Raw genomic sequence first — 25777 nt, 5'->3', positions numbered from 1 at the left:
AGCGGCAATCCCAAAAACATCCTGGCGAAACTGTAATTAAGACAAGAGGTTGTATGGATAAGGTTATGTAATTTTATATCACAGGGTCCAGTTTACCGTCAAAAATTCGATGAAGCGGTCTTCTGCCTCCGATCCAGTATGAAAGTTCGTGTGGCCCGGCGATATCCCATAGAAGCATATCCGCGGCCTTTCCTGTTGTGAGCGTGCCGGTGATGTTCTGAAGGCCGAGCGCCTGACTGCCGATCCGGGTCACGGCGGACAACGCCTCTTCCGGGGTCATGCGGAAGAGGGTGCAGGCCATGTTCATGATACCGGTGAGACTGACGCTTGGAGAGGTTCCGGGATTGCAATCCGTAGCAAGTCCCATCGGAACATTGTGTTTTCGGAACAGGTCCACGGGTGGTATGCGCGTCTCCCGGATGAAGTAGAAAGCTCCGGGGAGCAGCATGGCGACCGTGCTGGCTTTGGCGAGTTCCATGACATCGTCTTCCAAGACATATTCCAGATGGTCGGTCGAAAGAGCGCCGTAGCGGGCAGCCAGCCTTGTTCCCCCACTGTTCGAGAGCTGCTCGGAATGGAGACGGACGGGAATTCCCAGCTCATGTGCCGCCATGAAGAGGCGTTCGATCTGATCGGTGGTGAAAGCAATGTTTTCACAAAAACCGTCAATGCTGTCGATCAGCTTTTCTTCCACGGCCTGAGGGAGAATGTCCGTGATGAGATGGGAGACATAATCGTCCTGCCGGTTCCTGAATTCCGGTGGCAGGGCATGTGCGCCGAGGAAGGTTGCGTGAACGCGTATAGGCAGAGCGTTGCCGATGGCACGGGCAACGCGGAGCTGTTTAAGTTCGTCTTCCAAAGTAAGGCCGTAGCCAGACTTCATTTCGACGGTCGTCGTGCCTTCGGTAATCATGCGGCGTACGCGGCGGGCCGTTACGTCGAAGAGTTCGTTTTCAGATACGCTGCGGGTTGCGTTGACCGTCGAGAGAATACCGCCGCCCTTGCGCGCGATTTCTGCGTATGAGACGCCATTGAGACGTTCCGCAAATTCCAGACTGCGATCGCCAGCGTAAATGACATGGGTGTGGGCATCCACAAGGCCGGGCGTCATCCAGAGGCCATGTCCCGAACGGATATCATGTGCCAGAGCCTGTGGAGCTTCAGGAAGGTCGCGGGTGGCCCCGATCCAGCAGATCCGTCCGTTTTCAATACCGATGGCCGCGTTGTGGATGCAGCCATAACCGTCCTTTTCCGACATCAGTGCCGGATCGGCAGTTGCGACATGAATGTCTGTCCAGAGCGTATCCCACATTCGCTTTCTTCCTTGCGGCATCAAATCCGCTGTGGTGGTATATACAAGTCTTATAATTCCATTATCATCATGCAACCAATGGAAAAAGCAAAGACTTTCCGTGTGCTGAGGGAAGGAATGTTGAGGTTATGGAACTGTTTGCTGAGCAAGCGCTTCTGCCGGACGGCTGGCGCAGAAATGTAAGGATTTCTGTTTCTTCTGCCGGACGGTTTGATGCAATCCTCCCGGACGTCGAGATGCCTGACCGGGCTATACGCAAAGCGATTGTTGTTCCGTCACAGCTGAGCCTCCACTCTCACGCGTTTCAACGCGGTATGGCAGGGTTGGCTGAAAGCCGTCAGAATCCGGCGGATACGTTCTGGACCTGGCGCCGGCTGATGTATCAGCTTGCCCATCGCATTTCGCCCGAGCAGATGCAGGATATTGCAAGCTACCTGTATATGGAAATGCTGACGGCTGGATATACGCAGGTCGCGGAGTTTCACTATCTGCATCATGCGCAGGGTGGCGCGTCCTATGGGCAGGTGGCGGAAATGTCTTTGCGGTTAGGGGAGGCGGCGCATGCGGTTGGGATTGGCCTGACGCTTTTGCCGACGCTTTATGAGCGCGGCGGCTTTGATGGTCGTCCTTTGCAGGAGGCGCAGGAGCGTTTCGCGACGACGCCTGAACTCATTGAGAAGATCATCAGCGAGACCCGGTCGGCTTGGTCGGAAACGCCGCTACTCTCTGTAGGGCTGGGACTGCATTCGCTGCGTGCGGTCAATCTGAAGACGGTTGCAGATCTTCTGTCTGCGCAGACAGGGCCGGTGCATATCCATGTGGCCGAGCAGCAGAAGGAAGTGGAGGAGTGCATTGCCTCCGTCGGCGCGCGGCCTGTGGAATATCTTTTGTCTCAGGCGGATGTGGGTGAGCGGTGGTGTCTGGTTCATGCGACCCATTTGTCATCTTCCGAAGTTGTGGATATGGCGCGTTCCGGAGCTGTGGCGGGGCTCTGTCCGATTACGGAAGCCAATCTGGGAGACGGTCTGTTCCCGCTGGCATCTTATATGAATGCGGGAGGCCGTTTCGGAATCGGGAGCGACAGCAATGTGCTGATCAGCCCCTGGGAAGAGTTGCGGACTCTGGAATACGGTCAGAGACTTTTTACGCAGACGCGATGCGCGGCTCTCCCGGCCGAGGCGCTGGGATCTACGGGGGGATGGCTATATCGGCAGGCGCTGGATGGCGGACGTCGTGCCTGTGGGTTGGAGTCCTGGGGGCTGGTTGTCGGAGCGCGGGCTGATCTCTGCGTGCTGGACGAGGAGCTGTTGCCGCTGCCGTATCTTCAGGACGATGCCGTTCTTGATGCTGCTGTTTTTGGATCACGCCAGCCCCCCGTGAAAGATGTGCTGTGTGGCGGCCAGTGGCGCGTGCGCGATGGACGACACCTGAACCATGACGCCGTGACTGCAGCGTTCCGACGTACCGTGCGGGTTCTTCTCGATCTCTGATTCCATAAGGAAATCCTGACCATGACGGATATTTTTTCCTTTGTTCGCGGGACCATGCCGGTGCTCGTGACCTTCCCTCATTCCGGCTCTCATCTGGCCCCTGGCATGGAGCGGCGTATGACAGAGCGCGGGCGTCAGTTGCCCGATACCGACTGGTATATGGAGCATCTTTATGCAGGCGCCTTGTCGAAGGGCCTGGGCGTGTTGAAGGCCAATCATTCCCGTTATGTGGTGGATCTGAACCGGGGCGCGGATGATGCGGCACTTTATCCGGGACGCCCAAGCACGGGGCTTGTGCCAGCGCTGACATTTGACGGGCAGCCCATTTATAGGGCTGGGCAGGCACCTGACGAAAGTGAGATCGCCGAGCGCCGGGAAACGTACTGGCGCCCCTACCATGATGCTGTTGCGCAAGAGCTTGAAAGATTGCGCCAGAAATGGGGATGGGCGGTTCTGTGGGACGGGCATTCCATCAAGTCCACGATTCCCCGGCTGTTTGAGGGTGCGCTTCCGGATCTGAATTTGGGGACCAATAGCGGGCAGTCCTGTGGCGGGGAACTCCAGACGCTTCTGGAGAAACGGTTGGCTGCGAATGTGGGGTACAGCCACGTCGTCAATGGCCGTTTCAAGGGCGGATACACGACGCGACATTATGGGCAGCCTGAGCATGGAATCCATGCGATCCAGCTCGAAATTGCGCAGTCCACTTATTTGCGGAGCGAAGAGGCGCCGTGGCCGATTGATCTGGAGAAAGCGGTGCGCCTGTCCCGGATGATCGACAGTCTGCTTGAAACTGCGTTGTGCTGGAGGCCGGAGACGGCACATTCGGGAAAATAAATCCCGATGTCATTTCATAAATGGATTGACAATTCCGCAGAGCGATTTGAGTATTGGTATATACAAGTTCATACAGGATGAAGCCCATGAGTGATCCCGGCAACCGCCTTTCGAATGATCGTGCCATCCGCGCCCCGATTGGCCCTGAGCGTTCGGCAAAAAGCTGGCAAACAGAGGCGGCCCTCAGAATGCTGATGAACAATCTGGATCCCGAGGTCGCGGAAAAGCCATCCGAACTCGTTGTTTATGGCGGCATCGGTCGGGCTGCCCGAAACTGGGACTGCTACGACAGGATTGTCGAGGCGCTGCGCGATCTGGAAGATGACCAGACGCTTCTGGTGCAGTCCGGTAAGCCGGTTGGTGTGTTCCGGACGCATGCGGATGCCCCGCGTGTGCTGATCGCGAATTCCAATCTCGTGCCGCACTGGGCCACCTGGGAGAAGTTCAACGAACTCGATCGGGCCGGGCTCATGATGTATGGGCAGATGACGGCGGGATCGTGGATCTATATCGGCTCGCAGGGTATCGTTCAGGGAACATACGAGACCTTCGTGGAAATGGGACGCCAGTATTATGGCGGCAGCCTGAAAGGACGTTGGATCCTGACGGGCGGTCTGGGCGGCATGAGTGGTGCCCAGCCTCTGGCGGCTGTCATGGCCGGTGCGTCCATGCTGGCGGTTGAATGTGAACCGTCCCGTATCCGCAAGCGTCTGGAAACGGGCTATCTGGATCGTCAGGTCGATACGCTTGATGAGGCTCTGGCCATCATTCAGGATGCCTGTGCGAAAGGTGAGGCGGTTTCCGTGGGGCTTCTCGGAAATGCCGCGGAAGTCTTCCCCGAACTGGTGCGGCGCGGCATTCGTCCGGATGGCGTGACGGATCAGACCTCCGCCCATGACCCGCTGAATGGCTATCTGCCGGCGGGGTGGTCTCTGGAGCAAGCCGAAAAGATGCGGATTACTAATCCGGCGGCAGTCGAGAAGGCAGCGCGGGAGTCCATGCGGCTTCAGGTTGAAGCCATGGTGGCATTCCACCGTCAGGGTATTCCGACCTTCGATTACGGCAACAACATCCGTCAGATGGCTTTTGATGAGGGTCTGGAAGACGCCTTCGCCTTCCCGGGCTTCGTGCCGGCCTATATCCGCCCACTGTTCTGTCGGGGTATCGGTCCGTTTCGCTGGGCTGCGCTTTCGGGAGATCCGGAAGACATTTTCAAGACGGACCAGAAGGTCAAAGAGCTGCTGCCAGACGATAAGCATCTTCACAACTGGCTCGATATGGCACGGGAAAAGATCCACTTTCAGGGACTGCCTTCGCGTATCTGCTGGGTTGGTCTGGGGGACCGTCATCGCCTCGGGCTGGCGTTCAACGAAATGGTTGCCAGTGGCGAACTCAAGGGCCCGATCGTGATCGGTCGTGATCATCTGGACAGTGGTTCGGTGGCCAGTCCGAACCGTGAGACCGAGAGCATGCGGGACGGCTCGGATGCCGTGTCCGACTGGCCGCTGCTGAATGCACTTCTGAACACGGCATCGGGCGCGACCTGGGTGTCGCTGCACCATGGTGGCGGCGTCGGCATGGGCTTCTCCCAGCATTCCGGTATGGTGATTGTGGCGGACGGTACGCCCGATGCGGCGCGGCGTCTGGAACGGGTGTTGTGGAACGACCCGGCTACGGGGGTCATGCGGCATGCGGATGCCGGTTACGATATTGCAACAGATTGTGCCCGCGAGAAGGGCCTCGACCTTCCCATGATCACGCGCGGAGCCTGAGACCATCATGACGACCAGCATTTTTACACTCACGCCTGGCAAGATCACGCTTAGCGATCTGCGGGGCTTCTATTTCGGGCAGATGGATGTTCGCCTTGACGATGCGACCTTCGAGGTTCTGCAACGTGCAGCGGAATCCGTGGAGCGTATCGTCGGGCGTGGCGAGCCAGTTTATGGGGTGAATACGGGTTTCGGAAAACTCGCGAAGACCCGTATTCCTGATGATCGCCTGCGGGATCTTCAGCGCAATCTGGTGCTGAGCCATGCTGCGGGGATCGGCCAGCCGATGCCGGAGCGTGTGGTCCGGCTCATTCTGCTGCTCAAGGCCAATGGACTGGCGCGCGGCTATTCGGGTGTGCGTCCGCAGATCGTGCAGCTTCTGCTGGACATGCTGAACCGGGGGGTCGTGCCCGTCATTCCGGAAAAGGGATCGGTCGGGGCTTCGGGCGATCTGGCTCCGCTGGCGCATATGTCGGCCGTGGTGATCGGCGAAGGTGAGGCATTTTATGAGGGGCAGCGCCTGAAGGGTGATGAGGCTCTGAAAGCTGCCGGACTTGAACCTCTGGTTCTGGGAGCCAAGGAAGGTCTGGCTCTTCTGAATGGCACGCAGGCCTCTACGGCGCTGGCGATTGCAGCGCTTCTGGATGCCGAGCGTCTGTTTCACGCGGCTCTCATTACAGGCGGCCTGACGCTTGATGCGGCGCGCGGCACGGATGCTCCGTTCGATCCGCGTTTGCATGAACTGCGCGGACAGAGGGGACAGATCGAGTGCGCTGCCGTTTATCGTTCGCTGATGCAAGGCTCTGCCATCCGCGCGTCGCATCTTGAAGATGACGAGCGCGTTCAGGACCCATACTGCCTGCGGTGTCAGCCTCAGGTCATGGGAGCGTGTCTGGACAATCTGCGTCAGGCAGCGCGGGTTCTGGTGATCGAGGCGAATGCGGTTTCGGACAACCCGATCCATTTCCCTGATACGGACGAAATGATTTCGGGTGGTAATTTCCATGCCGAGCCTGTGGCCATAGTTGCGGATCTCATGGCGATTGCCGTGTCAGAGGTGGGCGCGATTGCAGAGCGGCGTCTGGCGCTGCTGGTCGATGCGCAGATGAGTGGCCTTCCGCCATTTCTGGTGCAGGACAGCGGGTTGAATTCGGGCTTCATGATCGCACAGGTCACGGCTGCGGCTCTGGCGTCCGAAAACAAGACGCTGGCGCATCCGGCGAGCGTGGACAGTCTGCCGACGTCGGCCAATCAGGAGGATCACGTCTCCATGGCGACGTTTGCCGCGCGTCGTGTCGGCGACATCGTGGATAATGTCCGGACAATCATTGCGGTTGAATATCTGGCGGCTGTACAGGGGCTTGATTTCCTGGCCCCCCTTGAAACGTCTTCGCCACTGCTTGCCGTCGCGAAGACATTGCGGAAAACTGTGCCTTTCTTTGCGCAGGACCGCCTGTTTACGCCGGATATGGAAGCGGCCCGTACGCTTATTATCGACGGCGCTCTGAAAGACTGTGTCGGGTCGGGTATCCCCCTGCCTGTTTTTGAAGACTGATCAGATCGGGAGAATAACGGGGATGAACCATCATGGCATCGCGGCGCTGCATCGTCGGGCTGATAGGGTTCTTCCCCGTATTTTTCGTGATTACGTAAATGGCGGTTCTCATTCGGAGCGTACCGTCCGCACCAATCGTCTCGCCTTTGACCGCTGGGCGGTTGTTCCGAAATGTCTGGTTGATGTTTCAGCCTGCGATCTGTCCACGCCTTTTCTGGGAAGCACGCACCGGCTTCCCTTCATGTTCGCACCGCTGGGATTTGGCGGCCTCATGTGTCCGGACGCTGAACTCCGGGCTGCACGGGTCGCGGCTTCGGCGGGTTTGCCGATGGCAGTGTCCACATTCGCCATCCAGTCGCTGGAGACGCTCTCCCGGGTGCCGGGGGTAACGCTCGCGGCACAGATTTATGTCTTTCGCGACCGGGGGATTACCCGCGACATGCTGCGTAGGGCGGAGGACTGCGGCATCCGGACCATCATCCTGACGGTTGATACGCCGATCACGCCGCTCCGGCTGCGCGACATCCGCAATGGCTTTCGCAATCTGACGCGTCCGTCCCTGCGGCATATCCTGTCCATGGCCACGCATCCGCGCTGGGCAGCGGGGATGCTGAGGAACGGGATGCCGAAAATCGGCAATCTGGCGCCCTACGGCATGGGGAACACGCTGATGGAACAGGCAAGAAATGCGGCGTCCCAGATTGATCCAACCCTGACCTGGAAGGATCTGGAGTGGCTGCGGTCTGTCTGGCCGGGGCATCTTGCTGTCAAGGGAATTATGGATGCGGGCGATGCGCTGGCCTGTCAGAAAGCGGGCGCGCAGACGGTCATCATCTCCAATCATGGGGGACGGCAGATGGACCCGGCCCCGTCATCGCTTTCCGTCCTGCCGGATGTTGCCGAAGCCCTGAAGGGCGAGACGGAGATCATTCTGGACGGAGGTGTTCGCTGGGGTGGGGATGTTGTCACCGCTTTGGCGCTGGGTGCTCAGGCCGTAGGGATCGGGCGCCCTTGGGCCTGGGCGCTGGCCGCGGGGGGCGAGAGAGGGGTTCGCAGTCTGGTGAACGGGCTGGGCGACGAGATCCGCGATGTCCTGCGTCTGGGCGGGATGGCTGATGTTGCGTCGCTTCGGTCTCAGGGCAGGGCGATGCTTCGGCCTGTTAGCTGATACCGTAGGCGATCTGACCCGGTTTCAGGATGGCCAGTTCAAACGGAGTTTCGCTAAGAAAAATGTCGCCAGGAGCGAGTGTGTCGTGCTGCTGGTGCGTCAGGACGTTCCACTCTCCCGTGACGGGGATAAAACCCCGCAGGCTCCCCGCCGGGGGATTTTCTGGTGTGATCGTGATCAGGTTCGGACCGTTTCTGTCTGCAGGGCGCATGAGGTTCAGAACCTCGACCGGACCGTCAAGAGGTGTACCCGTCAGCGGCAAGCCTCCGTCGAACTGGATGCGGTCACCGAGTTGGCCTAAAACAAGAGGCGGCATGTCGGACGCGTGAAGAAGACGGACGCCATTTCCCGCCAGGAGTCCCATTTGTCTGAACAGACCCGGAAAGCTGGAGAATGGCGCAGCCTGGCTTATGGTGGCGACGCTCAGTCGCCATTCAGGCCGTTCAATCAGCAATCGGGTTGTGCCGGCGCCGTTTTTCCAAAGGGTGCCTGGGACGCTGTTCAGACGGATGTGGCGCGAGGTCATGGGGCGTCTGCGGGAACGAGTTTTCCGGGGTTGAGAATATTCTTCGGGTCCAGAGCGGTTTTAATGGCGCGCATGACGGAGAGGGCTGCGGGGTCGTGTTCTTCTGTCATAAAGAGCTGCTTTGCGAGACCGATTCCGTGCTCGCCACTTGCGGAACCGCCGAGTGAGAGGGCACGGCGGATGATTTTATGGTCCAGTTCGAGGGCACGTTTTTCGGCATCCGCGTCATTGGGCGGGATCAGAATGACAGTGTGGAAATTGCCGTCACCGACATGGCCGACAATGGGGGCTAGCAGGCCGGAAGCGTCAATATCGGATCTGGCGCCTGTCATGAGTTCCGTCAGGGCGGCAATGGGGACAATGGCGTCGGTTGTGATGCCTTTGTAACCGGGGCGATACGCCATACAGGCCCAGAAAGCATCATGGCGTGCTTTCCAGAGACTGTTACGTTCTTCAGTAGCGGTGGCCCAGCGGAAAGACTGTCCGCCCTGACCCTCCACAAGATCTCGCAGCACGGCTTCCTGTTCCGCAACACTGGCGGGTGAACCTGTCAGTTCGAAGAACATGGTGGGGAGGGCCTCATAGCCCTCAAGATGGGAATACTGAATGCAGGCATCCATCTGGACGTCGTCGAGCAGTTCCATCCGTCCGACGGTCAGACCGCACTGGATGACAAGAACGGCCGTTTCCACGGCGCTGGCCAGTGTTGGAAACTGGCAGACCGCAGCGCCTACGGCTTCGGGGATGGGATGGAGTTGCGCCTGCACTTCCGTAATCACGGCCAGCGTGCCTTCCGACCCGATGAGCAGGCCGGTCAGATCATAGCCCGTGGCAGCCTTGCGGACGGCACCGCCTGTATGAAGGATGCGCCCATCGGCCAGAACGGCCGTCAGGCCCAGGACATTCGCCCGCATGGTGCCATAACGCATGGCACCGGTTCCGGAGGCCCGGGTGGCGCACATTCCACCAAAGGTTGCCTCTCCGCCGGGATCGACCGGGAAGAAGAGGCCCTGTGTCCGTAAATGGAGGTTCAGATCCTGCCGCGTCACACCAGCCTGAACGCGACATGTCAGGTTTTCGGTCGAGACATCGAGGATGTCCGTCATCATGGAAAGATCGAGACTGATGCACTCCGGAACAGGCGTGAGTTGTCCTTCAAGAGAGGTTCCACCGCCGAAGGGAATGACAGGAACATTTTCCTCATGACAGATTTTCAAGGCGTCCGACACGTCCTGCGTGGTGCGGGCGAACAGAACATAAGCCGGCAGGAGGGTTTGATCCGGGTGACGCCACCCTTCTCCATGGGCGTGATGCTCCCGGACCGTCGCGTTGGCCGTCAGGCGATCTCCGAAAAGAGGGGCGAGACGCCGGGCGGCGCGTTCAGCGGCGGAAGAACCGATCATGGCGCTTTCCTTTTCAGGCTGCAGAAGAATGTAAGGGTTTGCGGACATGGTCGAAGGCCTGCAGGAAGGCATGACTGTCTTCAGAGCGCGCAATGCTGACCCGGATCCAGTTCTCGTAGCCTGTTTCCTTCCAGGGTTTGACGATAATCCCGTGTTTGAGAAGACGCCCTGCCAGATTTGAAGCAGATTCGCGTGCGTCGAAGAACAGGAAGTTAGCGAAGGACTGTGCGACGAAATAGCCGCGCTTTTCCAGAGCCGATTTCAGGGCACGACCTTCGGTGAGGGTTGCATCTACCGTCCTGAGCATGTGGTCCTGATCGAGCAGGCTCAACCGGGCCATTTCCAGCGCTGCACTATTGCTGTTGAACGGATCGCGGACCCGCGTCATGACGGCCGTAAGTTCGGGATCAGACATTAGCGCGTAACCAACGCGCAGCCCGGCCAGACCGTAAGCCTTCGAGAAGGTTCTCAGAACCATCCATGGGCGGGACTGTTTTTCGAGAATGGACAGACTATCGGCATAATCCTGGCTGGAGCGCGCATATTCCCAGTACGCTTCATCAATGACAATCAGCGTGTCCGCCGGGCAGGCGTCGATCAGTGCCTGCATGGCGTCGCCTGTCATCATGCAGCCGACGGGATTGGAGGGGTTTGAGAACATCAGGACTTTGAGGGGAGCAGATGTCACGGCCTGATGCAGGGCAGGAAGATCGAAACGGGCCTCTGGCGTCATTGGGATCGCCTCTGCCCGGGCTCCCATCATTTGTGGCCAGATCAGATGCAGCCCGAAGGAGGGCAGAACCGTGACGAGGCGATCTGCGGGGGACAGGAAGGCTTCGCAGATCATACGGATAATCTGTTCGGATCCGTTTCCGATAACAATCCGGTTTGTGTCGATTCCGGTCTGTCGTGACAGCTCTTCCCGCAGCCCCTCCGCGGAAGCATCCGGATAGCGGAACAGGCTGGATGCAATTTCGGCCCAGTGGCCCAGAGCGGCAGGTGACGGCCCATAAGGGTTTTCGTTGCTCCCCAGCTTGGTAATCCGGGAAACCCCGTATTTTACCCTGACAGCCTCTTCCGATAGGCCGGCATTATAGACTGGGAGGTGACGGACTTCAGTCCGGGCCAGGGAGAGGGAAGATGTCCGGCAGTCAGAAGCGGCAGTCATGCGATAGCTCCACGGGAAGAAAGGGGGGTATTGTCTATCTTGTAAAGACAACCATAGATTCTTTGGGATATCCAGAGCTGGAAAGGATCATAAGGCTGTTTTTCTGATCTTTTGTATAGCTTTTTCAGAGGGGGGAGGGAGCGCTGCTTCTGAAGAGGTGGAGGAGGATTAAAATATTGATTTAATGAGATTTAACTGGATTTTTCAGAGGGTGGTCTGAGTCGTCTGAATGGTGTCGGCTACAGCATGGGGAGTAAAAAATCGGTTCGATACCAGAATAGACATAGACAACCCTTTTTTGGAATGACATGGTCTAATCTGAAAAGGCGACATGCCTCTCAGTTCTCTTTGTGGCCTGTCAGCGGCTGATCGTGTCTCCTCAACGACTGCTTTGGGAAAGTACGGGAAGATGATGTCTAAAAATAACATTCCATTACCGGACCATGAAACCTGTTGTTTTCCCGTTTCAGGAGTGAGGCTCCAGTCGGACAAGGCACGAAAGGGGGCATCTTCATTTCTTGTCTGGGTGCTCGCGACGACTGCATTTTCCTGTTGTTCAGCTCAGGCGGCCGTTTCCAAGACGCAGGCCCATACTGCGACCCATCATAATGCAGGCAAGACACCACAGGCGGTTCCTGCTCGCCCGAAGACGGTACGGGCCCGTCGCGTCACTGCGCGCGAGGCACTGGAAAGCGAGAATATGCAGGTGACGGCCCGGCATGTTCCTCGTGGTGCCGTTACAACGGTATCAGCGGCAGCATTGGCAGATGCTGTGCCTGGCACCAACCCACTCAAGATTCTGGCACGTCAGCCGGGTATAATGTTCCAGTCTGACGATCCGCAAGGTGTGGATACCTGGTCTACCCAGTTTTATATGCACGGTTTTCTGCAAAATCAGATCGGCATGACGCTGGATGGCATCCCGCTGGGCGATCAGGAGTTCCATACGTTTAATGGTCTCAATGCCGTCAATGCTATTTCGGCTGAGAATGTTGGACGTCTGGATGTTTCTATGGGGGCCGGAGCTGAATCTGTCGCCAGTACAAGTAATTTGGGTGGTTCCGTCGAATATATTTCTTCCGATCCCAAGCGCAAAGCGGGTGGCCTTGCATCCCAGACATTTGGTTCAAATAACGGTTTTCATACGTTCCTGAGAATGGATAGCGGCGATCTGAACAAGAGCGGAACGCGATTTTACGTCTCTTACATGCGGAACGCGCAGGACAAATGGAAAGGTGGCGGCGACCAGTTTGGGCAGCAGGTTAATGCAAAATTCGTTCAGCCTATTGGTGAGCGGAGCAGTATTTCGTCTTTCTTTGATTATAACCTGACGCAGAGTTACCTGTATCAGGATATGTCCTTCGATATGCTGAAGAACGGCGGATACAGGATCGATAATTTCTATGGAACTCCCAATGCTTACAGGAAAGCGTATTTGTCCGCGCTTTCGGCAAATGGTCTTCCGGGAGGGGCATTGCCGCCGGGTTATTCGAAGATGTCCGATCCGTGGGATGCCTCCTATTACGATGGCGCACTGGTCGAGCGTGATTATCTTGGGGGCCTGAAGGCCAATCTGGCTCTGACAGATCGTCTGAGGTGGGAAAGTGTCGTATACGGGCATGGTCAGTATTTGCGTGGAACATGGGCGAACCCGTATGTTTCTTCCCCGAATGGCGCGCCGCTGATTGATCAGGCGACCGTAACCCACTCTCAACGTTTTGGTTTTACCTCTGCGCTTCATTATGAAATCGCACATAATGATATCAGTGGCGGCGTCTGGTACGAAAACTTTCATACTGATGTCGGGCGTTTCGCTTACGAGGAGCCATTGCTTTCGGATGTGGAATCCGGAAAGGCCAAACCTGTTAATTCGGTGGGAGAACTTCCCGATCCATATGCCACGCTATGGGGACAGAACTTTAATTCGAACAGCTTTACGGCTTTTGTGCAGGACACTTACCATGTCCTTCCCAATCTTTCCCTGCATTTTGGTTTCAAGTCACTTCTGCAGACCGTGAGAGGCGGACAATACGCCAATGACGAGAGTTATACGGGCGTTGGGCAGATTGCAGGTGGCAGCATCACGACCGCCCGGGCGTTCCTGCCGCATTTCAGCGGGGACTGGCATTTCCTGAAGCATCACGAGCTGTTTTTCGATATTGCCGAAAACGTAAAATCCTATCCTGTTCAGGCGTTCAAAGAAGGGGCCTCGCCCTTTTCCGTCTCGCAGTCTGCTTATAACCAGCTGTTGCAGCATGGGGGGCTGAAGCCTGAAACCGACTGGAATTTTGCCGTCGGGTATCGCTTCACGCACAAATATGCACTGGCGTCGGTATATGCCTATAGAACGAATTTTCACAATCGTTTGCAGCAGGTGACGTCGGGTTCGATCGTCAATCCCGTTTCCACGGTTGCAAACGTCGGCGGCGTGACCATGAACGGTGTGGATGCCGGGCTCACAGTGATGCCCGTCAAGGGACTCTCGCTGTATAACAGTATCAGTTACAATCATGCGACCTATGACAATAACGTTACCGAAACCGGAACGACCTATCACATCAAAGGCCAGCAGATCGTTGCCTATCCGCGCTTCATGTACAAAGCCAGCCTGGCTTACGAGTGGCAGAATTTTTCAGCACATCTCGATACCCAGTTCCTCGGTACGCGCAATTATAGCTATACAGGCGATATGAAAATTCCCTCTTACTGGATTGAAACGCTGGGGGCCCGGTATCGCTTCGGCAATCTTGGAAAATATTCCAAGAGCCTGAATTTCGTGCAGAACCTGACGTTCGAGTTCAATGTCTATAACCTGACGAACACGAAATATATTTCTACGATGGGAGAGACAGGAATTCCGATGTCTGGTGATTATCAGTCGTTTCTCGTTGGCGCGCCGCGCCAGTATTATGGCACGCTCAAGGCTGAATTCTGATGATAACACAGGGTCGCAGGGCTGAGTTCAACCCGTCCGTCGAAGTCCATACGATCTACCGGATTCCGACGGAACACCGGCATGGACGTGTTCGCGACCTGTTTACGGTCTGGTTCAGTACGAACATGACGCTCCTGACCATCGTGACAGGGGCGTTAGGGCCAAAGATTTTCGATCTGTCCCTGATCTGGGCGATTGTGGCGGTTATAGCGGGTAATCTGGTCGGCGCGGTTTTCATGGCACTTCATGCCGCGCAGGGGCCAGTGCTCGGTGTGCCGCAGATGGTGCAGAGCCGGGGGCAGTTTGGTGTCTGGGGGGCAGTGCCCATTATCGTTCTGGTCGTGCTGATGTATATCGGCTTTGCGGCCTCGAACTGTGTCGTCGGCGGCGAAGCGCTGGACGACGCACTCCCTCTGCTCGGGCGCATTCCCGCAGTTCTTCTGCTGGCGTTTATCAGTCTTGTCCCGTGTATTTTGGGGTATGGTGCCATCCATGCCTGTTCGAAGGTCGTGACGTGGCTGTCTGGAATTGCGGTCATGTACTGTCTGATCGTGGGGTTCTGGCATATGCCGGTCACACTTCTGACGGAAATGCACGGCTCGATCGCTGGTTTCTTCGGCATGTTTTCGATCTCGGCGCTCTGGCAGATCGCCTACGCGCCTTATGTTTCAGACTCTTCACGGTATCTGCCTGAGGATAGCCTGTCCGTCAGGAACACATTCTGGGCGAGTTACGGGGGCACGGTCCTGGGGACGATTTTGCCGATGGTTCTGGGGGCCTTTCTGGTTCTGCAGTGGCCCGGGGAGAGCGTTGTGCAGTCCTTGGGACATCTGGCGGGAACGTGGGGGGGGCCGGTTCTGGTCGTTCTGTCCGTATCGATCGCCCTGGCCAATGCGATGAGTGTCTATTGCGGGGCGCTGTCGAGTATCACGATCATTCAGACTTTTCTGCCCGAATGGCGCGCCGCATTAAGAAGCCGGGTGATACTGACATGCGCGCTGCTTGGATTGTCTCTTTTCTTCGCACTGGGAATGGCGGACAGCTTCATGAAGTCCTATGCCGCTTTTCTGGATATACTCATGGCCGTCATGGTGCCGTGGACTGCGATCAATCTGTATGATTACTATATTTTGCGTCATGGCGATTATGATGTTGAGTCGTTCTTTCAGAAAGACGGCGGCATCTATGGTTATGTAAACTGGGCCGCTGTTGGAAGTTATGTTCTGGGTGTTCTGGTTGAAATCCCTTTCCTCAAGAATGAATTCTTTACTGGGTTTTTGGTTCCTTATGTTCACAAGGTGGATGTTTCCTGGCTGGTCAGTCTGATTGTGACCACTCTGTTTTATGCATTCGTATCTCGAAGGAGTAGCGTCGGTGATGTCTCCCGCACGTCTTCCTGCTGATATGTCACGAGGCGGCTGGCGCCGATGGGGTCAGTTCGGTCTGCTTGTTGCCGGGGTCACTGCATGCGGACAGGGCGCGTCTGCGCAGTCCGTTCAGCGTTATTCTGATCCGAAAGATGATTTTCCGATTTCGACGGCTGTCCAGGTCCCGGCCGGATCAGCAACGGTTTATGTTTCAGGGTTGGGTCCTGCGGCGGATAGGATATCCGGCACCACAACCGCTGAGCAGATGCAAAGTGCATTGGATCAGATCTCGGCGGCCCTGAAACATTACGGGATGACGCTTCAGGATATCGTGCAGATGCATGTCTATCTGGTCGCTGATCCACGGCTGGGACATATGGATTTCGACGGCATGATGCAGGCCTATCGGGCCCGGTTCCGAAGCGCTTTTCCTGCACGAACCGTCATTGAAGTTCCGCATCTGAGTAATCCTCACTGGCTTGTCGAAGTGGACGTAATTGCATCCAGAAGCGATGCAAAAGATAAAAAATTTCCCACGAAATGATGTGTCTGGCGCGATTTTAAAATGTCGCCGGATTGTGGTTTCGACTTTGAATTTTCAGGCAATCAACAGGAGTAGAGCATGAACGTAATCAAACGGACGCAGCTTTCCCGGAAGCGGATTGGCAAGGCCGTGCTGAAAAGCGGCTTCCTGCTGCTGGCTGGCGATCTGACGCTCGAGCAGGCGGTGGGTGCACCTGAAAATCATACCACCATCCATCAGGCCGCAGCCGATCAGGCTCTGGATCTGGCTGAAAAATCCATTGCTTTGCGCTCAGTGGCAGGGCCGGGCAACCAGACGCCGGACGTGGCCGCATTGTTCCGTGATGCGCTGATCAAGGGCGGCTTTGCGCCATCGGACATTACCATCACCCCTTACAAGGATACGGCCTATCTGATCGCCCGCTGGCCCGGTCAGGACCCGTCCCTCAAGCCGCTGGTGATTTCGGGACATATGGATGTCGTCGAAGCCAAGGCCTCAGACTGGACACATGATCCGTTCAAGCCACAGATTGAAAACGGCTATCTTCTGGGCCGGGGCTCAACGGACATGAAGCTGGATGACACGCTGGCCATTGCTGCGCTTCTGGAACTCAAACGCGAAGGTTACAAGCCGCGACGGGATATCATCCTTGAGTTTTCCGGGGATGAGGAAACGACGATGGCGACGGGCGCCATCATTGCGGACAAGCTCTCCAATGCCGAGCTGGTTCTGAACATGGATGGCGCAAACGGGACACTCAGTGAGAAAACGGGCAAGCCGGATTATTTCACCTGGGAAGGAGCGGAAAAGAATTATGCAGATTTCCGCCTGACCGTGACCAATCCAGGGGGTCATTCCTCTGAACCGCGACCGGTCAATGCGATTGACGAACTTGCGGCAGACCTTCTGCGCATTCAGCAATATCGTTTCAAACCAGAGGTGAACGAGCTGAGCCGTAGCTATTTCCAGAATGCCGCCCGCTGGCAGAAGCCTGAAATGGCTGCGGCCATGAAAGCTTTTGCGAAGAATCCTGTGGATGAAAAGGCCATCCTTACCCTTTCTTCGGATCCATCTTACATTGGCCGGATCGGGACGACCTGCGTTGTGACCATGATCGATGGCGGTCATGCGCTCAATGCTTTGCCACAGAAAGTGACGGCGAATATCAACTGCCGGATTTTCCCGGGCCATCCGCGCGCTGCCATTATGGAAGAACTGCGCAAGGCCGCGCAGGACCCGTCCATGAAGATTGAGGACGCAACGGAGGGATCGGTCCAGACTGCGGCCTCTCCTATGCGTCCGGATGTGGTCAAGGCCATCGAGCACGGGATGCAGGTTGCCTACCCGGGAGTAGCCGTCTTCCCGGCGCTGTCGTCCGGCGCGAGTGATAGCATGTGGTTCCGCTCTCACGGTGTACCAAGTTACGGGATCAGCCCGATTTTCATCAAGAACTCGGATTCCTTCATGCATGGTCTGAATGAACGTACACCGGTGGCCAGCATTGCGCCCGCTCTGGAAGATCTTCTGGTCATAATTCCGGACCTGTCTCACTGAGAGGGGCCGGATCGTGTGAGAGGTTGAGTATTTGTTCGATCTCGTGATCCGTAACGGTCTGCTGGTTGATCCTGAAACAGGTCTGGAGCAGATCGGGGATGTAGCGGTGCGGGACGGCGTTATTCACCATGTTGGTGCTGTTTCCGGCATGGCTAAGCGTGAAATCGATGCGACAGGGCTCGTGGTGGCCCCTGGCTTCATTGATCTTCACGCCCACGGGCAATGTATTGCGTCCGATCGCATGCAGGCGTTTGACGGAGTGACGACCTCTTTGGAACTGGAGGTCGGTATTCTACCGGTTTCTGACTGGTATGCTCGCCAGCAGGAGCGTGGCCGGGTTCTGAATTATGGCGCCTCGGTTGCGTGGGCCTTCGCGCGGATCAGCGCAATGATCGGTCGGCCAGTAGATCCGTCTCTTTCGTTCATGGGGAAATGTTATGACGACCCCCGATGGAGCGAGAATACGGCGAGCGTTGCGGAACTGAGGACTATTCTGTCGCTCGTCGAACAGGGGCTGGAGGAAGGCGGTCTGGGCATCGGGATCCCGCATGCCTATGTGCCCGGAGGCGGTGCAAAGGAGCTTGTGGAGCTGTGCTCGCTCGCAAAGCGGCATGAGGCTCCGACCTATACCCACATTGCCTATTCTTCGAACATTGACCCGCGCAGTTCCATCGAGGCCTATACCCGTCTGATCGGATATGCGGGCGCGACAGGTGCGCATATGCATATCTGTCACTTTAACAGCACGAGTCTGCTGGATATCCGCCGAGCGGCCGAGCTTGTTTCCACTGCACAGAAGCAGGGACTGAATATTACCGTTGAGGCCTATCCCTATGGGACAGGCTCTACCGTCATAGGATCGCCCCTGTTTGGAGAGGCCGCGTTCAGGGAGCGAACCGGCAGTGCATACACGTCAATCCAGAAAGTCGATGACGGCCATCGGTTTAAAAGTCGGCAGGAAATTCTGGACGTACAGCGGGAGCGGCCCGATACGCTTGTGCTCTGGCATTTTCTTGACGTGGAGAGTGACCCGGTGGCGCAGGACCTGCTGGATGTATCCGTTCTCTACCCGGGAGGCGTGATCGCATCCGATGCCATGCCCTGGACGCTGCCGGATGGCTCCGTTTACGAGGGCAAAAGCTGGCCTCTTCCGGAGGAGGCCGTGTCTCATCCCCGTTCGTCAGGGACTTTTTCCCGCTTTTTGCGAGAGTATCTGCGGGAGCGCCACAAGGTTTCACTCTGTGAAGCCATGCGTCGCTGTTCGCTTGGGCCAGCACGGATTCTGGAGACGGTCTGCCCGCAAATGGCGCGGAAGGGGCGTTTACAGGAAGGATGTGATGCCGATATTGTCGTTTTTGACCTCAGGACGATAACGGATCGTGCAGATTTCGCAGCCATGAATCGCCCTTCGGAAGGCGTAAATCATCTGCTGGTCAATGGTCAGAGCGTGATTTCGGAGGGCGAACTCAACCGGGACGCTTTTCCGGGGCAGCCGGTTCGTAAGCATGTCGGGGTACTATGAGGCAGGGCTCTGGTCTGGAACAGGCTGCGGCAGTCCCGATATATGTGGTCGGAGGTTTTCTGGGTGCGGGGAAAACTACTCTGCTCAATCGGCTGCTCAAAACGCAGAAACGTCGTCGTCTGGCCATTCTGGTCAATGATTTTGGGGCGATTGATATTGACGGATTACTGGTGGAGCGGCGGGATAGCGATGTTCTGACGCTGAAGAACGGCTGCATCTGCTGCTCTGTGCAGTCGGATCTGTTCTCCACGCTGAAGATGCTTCTGTCTCGCAGGCCCGTGCCTGAGGCGATTTTTATCGAATGCAGTGGGGTTTCGAAGCTTCAGGAAATGCGCAGGGCGCTGGCAGATCCTATTTTGTGGCAGTATGCGGCTCTGGAAGGCGTGATCTGTGTCGTCAATGCACTTGATGTGATTGCGCAAAGCGGGATCACAAGAGATCTTTTGTGGAAAGAGCAGATCCTTTCTTCGGACATGACCGTCCTGTCCCATACGGACAACCTTGGGAAGGATGCTATTCAGGAAGCAGAAGCAAAACTTCAGGCGCTTCATGGCGGGGCACCCGTTCTGTCTTGTGCGGACAGTCTCCTGACTCATGAGGCTCTTTTTCGTCCTCTCGAAGGGAAAACAGAAAAATCTTTTTTCCGGGCTGAGGATGACGTGAATGACGACTTCATCAGTCTTGCATGGCGGCGAAACTCTCCGGTGAACCTGACAGGCTTCCGCACTGTAATTGACCGCCATGCTGCGGTTTTGCTTCGGGCGAAAGGGATCCTGTATCTCGCTACAGCTCCGCAGCGTGCGTTGCTTTTGCAGATGACGGGAGCGCGAATTACCATTGGATTAGCGCCCGAGAAAGCTCTGTCTGATCCAGATACCCGGCTTGTCTTTATCGGTCGGCAAGGAATGTTGGACCCACAAGCGCTGAAAGACGATCTTGATACTATTTCCGCCTGAGTACAGGCGTTAGGCCAAACGCTGCATCGTCAATCTTGAAGAACAGGAGAAAAGAAATCTTCGTTTCTCCTGTGATATATTTCAGGAAATGTCAGGATATTCGTTGCAGAGAAAGTAACGCCGTTCCTCGTCTTCATCTATTTCTGGAAAACGCGCCGAGGGCTCAAGAAAGAAATTGTCTTCATGGTCGTCACAGAGAGACGAAACCTCACCGCTGACCGTGAGACCACTTCCATCTTCGCCCCAGAACTGATGGATTGTCCGGGGAGGAATACAGACGCTCTGTCCCGGCTCGAGCCGGACGAGGTCACCCGGATTGAGCTGACGGACAATACCGTCAACATGGATGGGGAAACTTTCCTGCGCAGGCTTGTTGTCTGCGCCTGCTTTTGTGAGCTGCACTAAAATAACGCCGCCTGCACGATTGATGATGTCTTCCATTTTCGTACGATGAAAATGTGCGGGCGAGCGTTGTCCTTCTGGGTCGAGGATCAGTTTTTCAGCATAACTCTTCGTGTAACCCGGACGGCGAAGCGAACCATTTCTAAGAGTGAACAGGGTACGGCCGATCCGGGTAAAGTCACCCTGTCCAAAATCCGTTACATCCCATCCCAGCATGCAGTCACGGATCTCATTCGCTTCATGGCCCTTTGTGGCCCAGTCCTTTGCAGACCAGTAGGCAAAGTCAGGGAGGCTGATGCTATGTTTGCGAAAGGTATCGATTGCCAGATCGATGCTCGAATTAATCTGTGAGCGTCTGAGCAGCATTGTCTTTTCCTTACAAAGAGGACGAAATAATCAGATTCAGGTAGCGGAAACACCCGGGTGCGCTCCGGAGAGCTCGGGAGACCGTTGATTTTTCTGGGTGGGATGGCTTTTGAAAAAAGCCATTAAAATGGCTGCCGCCAGAATGAATGCAGACATGAAAGCGAAGCTGAGGCTGACGCTATGGGTTCGCGCCTGAATGTATCCGATGATCCAGGAACCGAGAAAGCCGCCCAACGCACCTGCGCTGTTGATGACGCCCATCGCAATCCCGGCGGCTTCGCGGGGGAGAATATCCGGAGCGATGGCAAAAAACGGCCCAAGTGGCGCCTGCATCGTGGCGCATCCAAGAACCATGCAGAGATAGGCAAGGGTGAAACTGTATTCGGCCAGCCAATAGCTGCCGAAGAAGCACAGCGCCGAAACAACCAGAAGCGGCCAGACAATATTTTTGCGGATCTGATAGTGATCTGAAATATACGAGACGACGATCATCAGAACTACGGAGGCTGCATAGGGTCCGGCTGCCAGCAGTCCGGTATTTCCCATGCTTGAGCCGCCACTATGGATAATATCGGGCAACCACATGATGAAACCATAAGCAGTCACGCTCCATAAAAGAAGTTGAGCGCTCAAGTTAAGCACACGTCCGTCTGTGAGGACCGACCATATGCTTGCGTGACGCTCCGGAATTTCGCGCTGTTCAATGGCGAGTTGTTGCGCAAGAGCTTCGCGCTCTTCAACTGTCAGCCATTTTGCCTGTGCTGGATGGTCAGACATCGTCAGGATCCAGACAAATGCCCAGAGAACGGAAGGAATTCCTTCAATGATGAAGACGTTTCTCCACCCATATTGCGAAATGAGATATCCGGTGATCGCGGACATCCACAGGACGGTCACCGGGTTTCCAAGAATAAGATAAGTGTTCGCACGAGAGCGTTCACTGCGGGTGAACCATTCCGTAAGCAGAATCAGCATTGCTGGAATGATCAGGCTTTCCATACTACCCAGAAGAAAGCGATCCAGAGCCAACAACCAGAAATTATTGATTAATCCGGTCAGAGACGCCAGAACGCCCCAACCCAGAATACAGAAAAAGATCATTCTTGTTGGGCTATGCCGGCGCGCATAAGCCGCAGCGGGAACCTGAAATGAAAAATATCCCAGGAAGAAAAGCGATGCGAGCCAGGCCGCACGATTGGGCGAAATCTGCAAAGCCTCGTTAAGGCCTGCTGCCGCCCCGAAACCGTAATTTGTGCGATCAAGGTAAGCAAGGCTGTAGGTTACGAACACGATCGGCATGATGCGCAACCAGCGACCGGACGGACGTGTTCTGGAAAGATCAATGGGCATGAGAGACCTCGTCACACGTTTTCCTACTCCACCGAGCGGGTGATCACGAAGTTCTTTCCGGTTCCGAGGCAAACTTCCAATTCTATTTCACGATGAAACTGATCACAGGGCATGATCAGGAACTCATATCATGGAACTCAAACATCTCCGTTCATTCTCGACACTCGGCGAAACGCTGCATTTTGGCCGTGCAGCGGCAAGGCTGAACATTGTCCAGCCCGCTTTGAGTGGTCATATCAAACATCTGGAAGAAGAAATCGGTGTCCAGCTTGTAGATCGGTCACGAAATCACGTTTTTATGACTCTCGCCGGGCAGAATTTTTTGACAGAGGCCCGGCGTATTCTCTCGATCCTTGATGAAGCACAGAAATCAACCAAACATATTTCTGCCGGGACTGTTGGAAGTATCCGTCTTGGCTTTGTCTCCTCCATTATTCCCATGTTTGGTGGAACGCTTTTCCGACATTTTGCGGAGCGGTACCCCTTTATCCAGTTTGATCTGATGGAAATGAATTCGGTCCGTCAGATTGAGGCGATTGCAGAACATCGACTGGATATTGGATTTGTACGTCTGCCTCTTCAGCATCTGGAGGTTGATATTTGCTCCATTGGGAAAGAGCAGTTTTTTGCTGTTTTGCCTGCTTACCATCCCTTGGCAAAGCGTGCCTCATTGATTGCGTCCGACCTGAGTTCGGAAACGCTTCTGATGCTGGAGCGCGAAAATGCACCGGGTTTTCATGACGCTTTGCTCAGCAGTTTTTATCAGAACGGTCTGGTTCCGCTTGAAATCAAATATTTTCATGAGTTCACAACAGCCATTCATCTGGCATCTCTGGCAGGGCTCGGCGTTGCGATTGTTCCTGCCAATGCCACTTACACCGCGCCGTCTGAAATTGTCCGAATTCCATTGGATTTGGGAGAGACGTTTTCGGAAATCGGGATGGCCAGTCATGGGAAGAAAACCCCTCTGGCGCGCAATGTCTGCCTTCTTATTGAGCGTTTCGTGTCTGAGGCCTTGCCGTGCGGACAAGGTGGCAAGATATCACTTGGGATGTAGTGTCGTTACACAATCATCTAATATCACATAAAAATGTTTCGAATCGTCCGATATGTGGTTTCAATCCCATATTATGGGATGTATATGCGAAAGTATGACCAGATCCGATAGCAACAGCAGCAGAGTGGATATGTCTCCTGACGGAGCGTCAGAGTGGCCTGAAGGTACTCAGGCCTTGGGCCGGGGCCTGTCCCTGCTACGCGCTGTCGGTGAAGGATGCGATACGCTGAATGCGCTGGTTGATCGCCTGGGGTGTACGCGCAGCACGACACATCGGCTGGCGTCAGCGCTCGTTCAGATGCACTGGCTTTCTCAGGATCATTCGGGCGCTTATCAGCTTGGACCTAAAGTGGCTGAACTGGGCGCACTGGCCCGGCAGGAACATCCAGTTCTGGTTCTGGCGCGTCCCGTTCTTCAATCTCTCGGAGCTGCAACACAGGATACGGTCCATCTCGGGATCAGGATGGGAGACCGTGTTCTGTATCTCGATAAGGTTGACGGGCAGAGAGGGTTGGAAATGCGCTCCCGCGTCGGGCAGAGCATGCCTTTGGCGCTCACAGGAGTTGGTCGCGCCCTTATCATGGATGATGATGAGGCATCGTGGAGGCATTTGTACGATGTTTCCGGCGCTGATCCGCTTCAGTTCAAAAGCTGGCTGGATCGGATGCGGCATTACCGTGCGAACCGCTGTGTCTTTGACCTTGAGGATAATGAACTGGGCATCAACTGTGTTGCTGTGCCTGTTCGTGATGTCACAGGGGATATCGTCGCGGCCATCAGTGTGGCCAGTGCAACGCCCTATCTTCCCCTCAAACGGATGGCGGAGCTGGTTCCGGTGGTGCAAAAAGCTGCCGAGACGGTTTCCCGTCATCTTGGCTGGAAGGGTGGCGTCATATGAGTGGGCCTTTCGCCGGACTTCCGGCCCTCCTTGCGCTGGACTGGGGCACGTCTTCTCTCCGGGCCTGGCTGATGACGGAGAGCGGTCAGATCCTGCAGGAGTATCAAAGCAAACACGGAATTCTGAATCTGCCGGAAGGCGGATTTTCCGCGGTTCTTCAAACCCTTCTGGGTTTATGGAGTCTTCCCGTTCTGCCCCCGGCAATCGCCTGCGGGATGGTTGGAAGTGCGAATGGATGGGCGGAAGCGCCCTATCTTTCCTGTCCTGTTTCTCCTGATGCACTGGCGACGTCCCTCAAGCCGGTTCAGACAGGGCAGGGGGTGCTTTCGATCATTCCGGGTATTCGGGATGATGGGGTAGTTCCCGACGTCATGCGCGGCGAGGAAACGCAGATTCTGGGTGTTCTCGCCCTTCGTTCTGATCTGGCTGATGACGTGACGATCGTTCTTCCCGGCACCCATTCGAAATGGGCACAGATCCATCAGGGGCGGATCGTCGGGTTTCGAACGTTCATGACGGGCGAACTCTACGCTGTGCTGAAGGCACACAGCATCCTCGGAAGGTTTAGCGCTCCAGAAAGGCCGTCTGATGCTGAATCCATCATGGCTTTCGAAGACGGTGTCCGAACCGGGGCGTCTGAAGACAGTGTTTCATCCCTGCTGTTTTCTGCACGGAGCCGCGTTTTGGCCGGGCGGCTCTCGCCTGCTGCCGTGCCCGATTATCTGTCGGGCCTGCTGATCGGGAACGAGGTCTATGCCGGCCCCCGTCTCAAGAGAGGGGCGTCGCACAGAACCGTTCTGGTCGGCGATGATGCTCTCTGCGCGCGGTATCTCAGGGCTTTTCGTCTGCTGGGTCAGCCTGAACCCGAGGTCCTCGGGAATACAGCGCCAGCGGGATTGATGAAAATTGCTCATCTGGCAGGACTGGTTCCGGGTGGAGCCAGATCCCAGCCATTTTCAGGAGTAGGTGCATGAATATGTTCACTCATGCTTTGAAGCGCTGTCCCCTGATCGCCATCCTTCGCGGGCTCCGTCCGGAGGAGGCGCTTGGGGCAGGACAGGCTCTGGTGGATGCGGGCTTCACCATTATTGAAGTCCCGCTTAACTCGCCTGATCCTTTCCGCAGCATTGCGCTGCTTCAGGAGACATTTGGCGATCGGGCTTTGATTGGCGCCGGGACCGTCACATCTCCGGAAGCGGTGCGAGATGTGGCGCGTCACAATGGCAAACTGATTGTCATGCCACATGCAGACGTCGCCGTTATTCGGGAAGCCAAGGCTCATGGCCTGATCTGCACGCCGGGAGTTTGCACGCCTACGGAGGGATTTGCGGCTCTGGCTGCAGGGGCAGATGCGCTGAAAATGTTTCCTGCCGAACAGCTTGGCCCGCATGTTCTTGCCGCATGGAAAAGCGTGTTCCCCGCAGGTACGGCCTTTATTCCTGTCGGTGGCATCCGGCCTGAGACGATGCAGGAATATTTCAGCGTCGGTGCGGCCGGATTTGGGCTGGGATCGGCCCTGTATCGCAAGGGCGACAGCGCGGACACAATCGCGGCCAATGCCCGAGCCTTCATCGATGCGCTTCCCGCATCGTCCAACCACTGAATCCATCATTTCC

Annotated in this window: 21 protein-coding genes; 15 read left to right on the top strand and 6 right to left on the bottom strand. The window is 56.1% G+C overall.

Translation table 11 applies throughout. The features are described 5' to 3' along the window. Positions 1–73 precede the first annotated feature (73 nt). Positions 74–1312, bottom strand: coding sequence for an imidazolonepropionase (gene hutI / locus JK208_RS14020; RefSeq protein ID WP_211576484.1), 1239 nt, complete (start codon positions 1310–1312; stop codon positions 74–76). 128 nt (positions 1313–1440) lie between these two features. On the opposite strand from hutI, the gene JK208_RS14015 reads away from it, so the two are divergent. The 5 genes from JK208_RS14015 (at position 1441) to JK208_RS13995 (ending at position 8134) form a co-directional block, all read left to right on the top strand. Then, positions 1441–2802, top strand: coding sequence for a formimidoylglutamate deiminase (locus JK208_RS14015; RefSeq protein ID WP_211576483.1), 1362 nt, complete (start codon positions 1441–1443; stop codon positions 2800–2802). 21 nt (positions 2803–2823) lie between these two features. Next, positions 2824–3639 carry an N-formylglutamate deformylase gene (gene hutG / locus JK208_RS14010; RefSeq protein ID WP_211576482.1) on the top strand — a complete coding sequence of 272 codons (816 nt, stop codon included), beginning with the start codon at positions 2824–2826 and terminating at the stop codon, positions 3637–3639. A gap of 86 nt (positions 3640–3725) precedes the next feature. Continuing rightward, positions 3726–5411 carry a urocanate hydratase gene (gene hutU / locus JK208_RS14005; protein ID WP_211576481.1) on the top strand — a complete coding sequence of 562 codons (1686 nt, stop codon included), beginning with the start codon at positions 3726–3728 and terminating at the stop codon, positions 5409–5411. Positions 5412–5418: 7 nt separating this feature from the next. Continuing rightward, positions 5419–6966 (top strand): histidine ammonia-lyase, encoded by a 1548-nt coding sequence (gene hutH, locus JK208_RS14000; protein WP_211576480.1) that lies wholly within the window; start codon positions 5419–5421, stop codon positions 6964–6966. Positions 6967–6988: 22 nt separating this feature from the next. Further along, positions 6989–8134 carry an alpha-hydroxy acid oxidase gene (locus JK208_RS13995; protein ID WP_211576479.1) on the top strand — a complete coding sequence of 382 codons (1146 nt, stop codon included), beginning with the start codon at positions 6989–6991 and terminating at the stop codon, positions 8132–8134. On the opposite strand, the gene JK208_RS13990 is transcribed toward JK208_RS13995, so the two are convergent. From JK208_RS13990 to JK208_RS13980, 3 genes are read right to left on the bottom strand one after another with little or no spacing between them, the layout of a single operon-like run. Then, entirely contained in the window at positions 8127–8660 is a 534-nt protein-coding gene (locus JK208_RS13990) for a HutD family protein (protein WP_211576478.1), read from the bottom strand. The genes JK208_RS13995 and JK208_RS13990 overlap by 8 nt on opposite strands. Then, complete coding sequence (locus tag JK208_RS13985) at positions 8657–10063, bottom strand: FAD-binding oxidoreductase (protein WP_211576477.1); 1407 nt, start codon at positions 10061–10063, stop codon at positions 8657–8659. The genes JK208_RS13990 and JK208_RS13985 overlap by 4 nt, the downstream gene beginning before the upstream one ends. A gap of 13 nt (positions 10064–10076) precedes the next feature. Next, on the bottom strand, positions 10077–11231 hold the full coding sequence (locus tag JK208_RS13980; protein WP_211576476.1) for a histidinol-phosphate transaminase: 1155 nt from the start codon (positions 11229–11231) through the stop codon (positions 10077–10079). Positions 11232–11640: 409 nt separating this feature from the next. On the opposite strand from JK208_RS13980, the gene JK208_RS13975 reads away from it, so the two are divergent. The 6 genes from JK208_RS13975 to JK208_RS13950 all read left to right on the top strand — a co-directional run bounded on the left by JK208_RS13975 (position 11641) and on the right by JK208_RS13950 (position 20088). Beyond that, positions 11641–14166: a TonB-dependent receptor domain-containing protein gene (locus tag JK208_RS13975; RefSeq protein ID WP_211576475.1), complete on the top strand. Its 2526-nt coding sequence runs from the start codon at positions 11641–11643 to the stop codon at positions 14164–14166. Beyond that, entirely contained in the window at positions 14166–15569 is a 1404-nt protein-coding gene (locus JK208_RS13970) for a cytosine permease (protein WP_211576474.1), read from the top strand. Before JK208_RS13975 ends, JK208_RS13970 begins: the two co-directional genes overlap by 1 nt. Next, entirely contained in the window at positions 15544–16077 is a 534-nt protein-coding gene (locus tag JK208_RS13965) for a Rid family hydrolase (protein WP_211576473.1), read from the top strand. Before JK208_RS13970 ends, JK208_RS13965 begins: the two co-directional genes overlap by 26 nt. 78 nt (positions 16078–16155) lie before the next feature. Next, complete coding sequence (locus JK208_RS13960) at positions 16156–17610, top strand: M20/M25/M40 family metallo-hydrolase (protein ID WP_211576472.1); 1455 nt, start codon at positions 16156–16158, stop codon at positions 17608–17610. 31 nt (positions 17611–17641) lie between these two features. After that, positions 17642–19132, top strand: coding sequence for an amidohydrolase family protein (locus JK208_RS13955; RefSeq protein WP_211576471.1), 1491 nt, complete (start codon positions 17642–17644; stop codon positions 19130–19132). Continuing rightward, entirely contained in the window at positions 19129–20088 is a 960-nt protein-coding gene (locus tag JK208_RS13950) for a GTP-binding protein (protein WP_211576470.1), read from the top strand. The genes JK208_RS13955 and JK208_RS13950 overlap by 4 nt, the downstream gene beginning before the upstream one ends. A gap of 81 nt (positions 20089–20169) precedes the next feature. On the opposite strand, the gene JK208_RS13945 is transcribed toward JK208_RS13950, so the two are convergent. After that, positions 20170–20856 (bottom strand): D-lyxose/D-mannose family sugar isomerase, encoded by a 687-nt coding sequence (locus tag JK208_RS13945; RefSeq protein ID WP_211576469.1) that lies wholly within the window; start codon positions 20854–20856, stop codon positions 20170–20172. Between the two features lie 36 nt (positions 20857–20892). After that, entirely contained in the window at positions 20893–22221 is a 1329-nt protein-coding gene (locus JK208_RS13940; RefSeq protein ID WP_349292001.1) for an MFS transporter, read from the bottom strand. 115 nt (positions 22222–22336) lie between these two features. Between JK208_RS13940 and JK208_RS13935 the strand changes: the two genes are divergently transcribed. The 4 genes from JK208_RS13935 (at position 22337) to JK208_RS13920 (ending at position 25764) form a co-directional block, all read left to right on the top strand. Continuing rightward, entirely contained in the window at positions 22337–23263 is a 927-nt protein-coding gene (locus JK208_RS13935; protein WP_211576467.1) for a LysR family transcriptional regulator, read from the top strand. A gap of 130 nt (positions 23264–23393) precedes the next feature. Then, positions 23394–24161, top strand: coding sequence for an IclR family transcriptional regulator (locus tag JK208_RS13930; protein WP_211576517.1), 768 nt, complete (start codon positions 23394–23396; stop codon positions 24159–24161). After that, the gene (locus JK208_RS13925; protein ID WP_211576466.1) at positions 24158–25135 is read left to right on the top strand and encodes a 2-dehydro-3-deoxygalactonokinase; all 978 of its coding nucleotides are present in this window, start codon (positions 24158–24160) and stop codon (positions 25133–25135) included. Before JK208_RS13930 ends, JK208_RS13925 begins: the two co-directional genes overlap by 4 nt. Next, complete coding sequence (locus JK208_RS13920; protein ID WP_211576465.1) at positions 25132–25764, top strand: 2-dehydro-3-deoxy-6-phosphogalactonate aldolase; 633 nt, start codon at positions 25132–25134, stop codon at positions 25762–25764. The genes JK208_RS13925 and JK208_RS13920 overlap by 4 nt, the downstream gene beginning before the upstream one ends. Positions 25765–25777 lie beyond the last annotated feature (13 nt).

This window comes from Gluconobacter sp. Dm-74, from assembly GCF_018256135.1.
In the GTDB taxonomy this organism is placed as follows: Bacteria; Pseudomonadota; Alphaproteobacteria; order Acetobacterales; family Acetobacteraceae; genus Gluconobacter; species Gluconobacter cadivus.
This window is presented reverse-complemented; position numbering and strand designations above follow the sequence as displayed.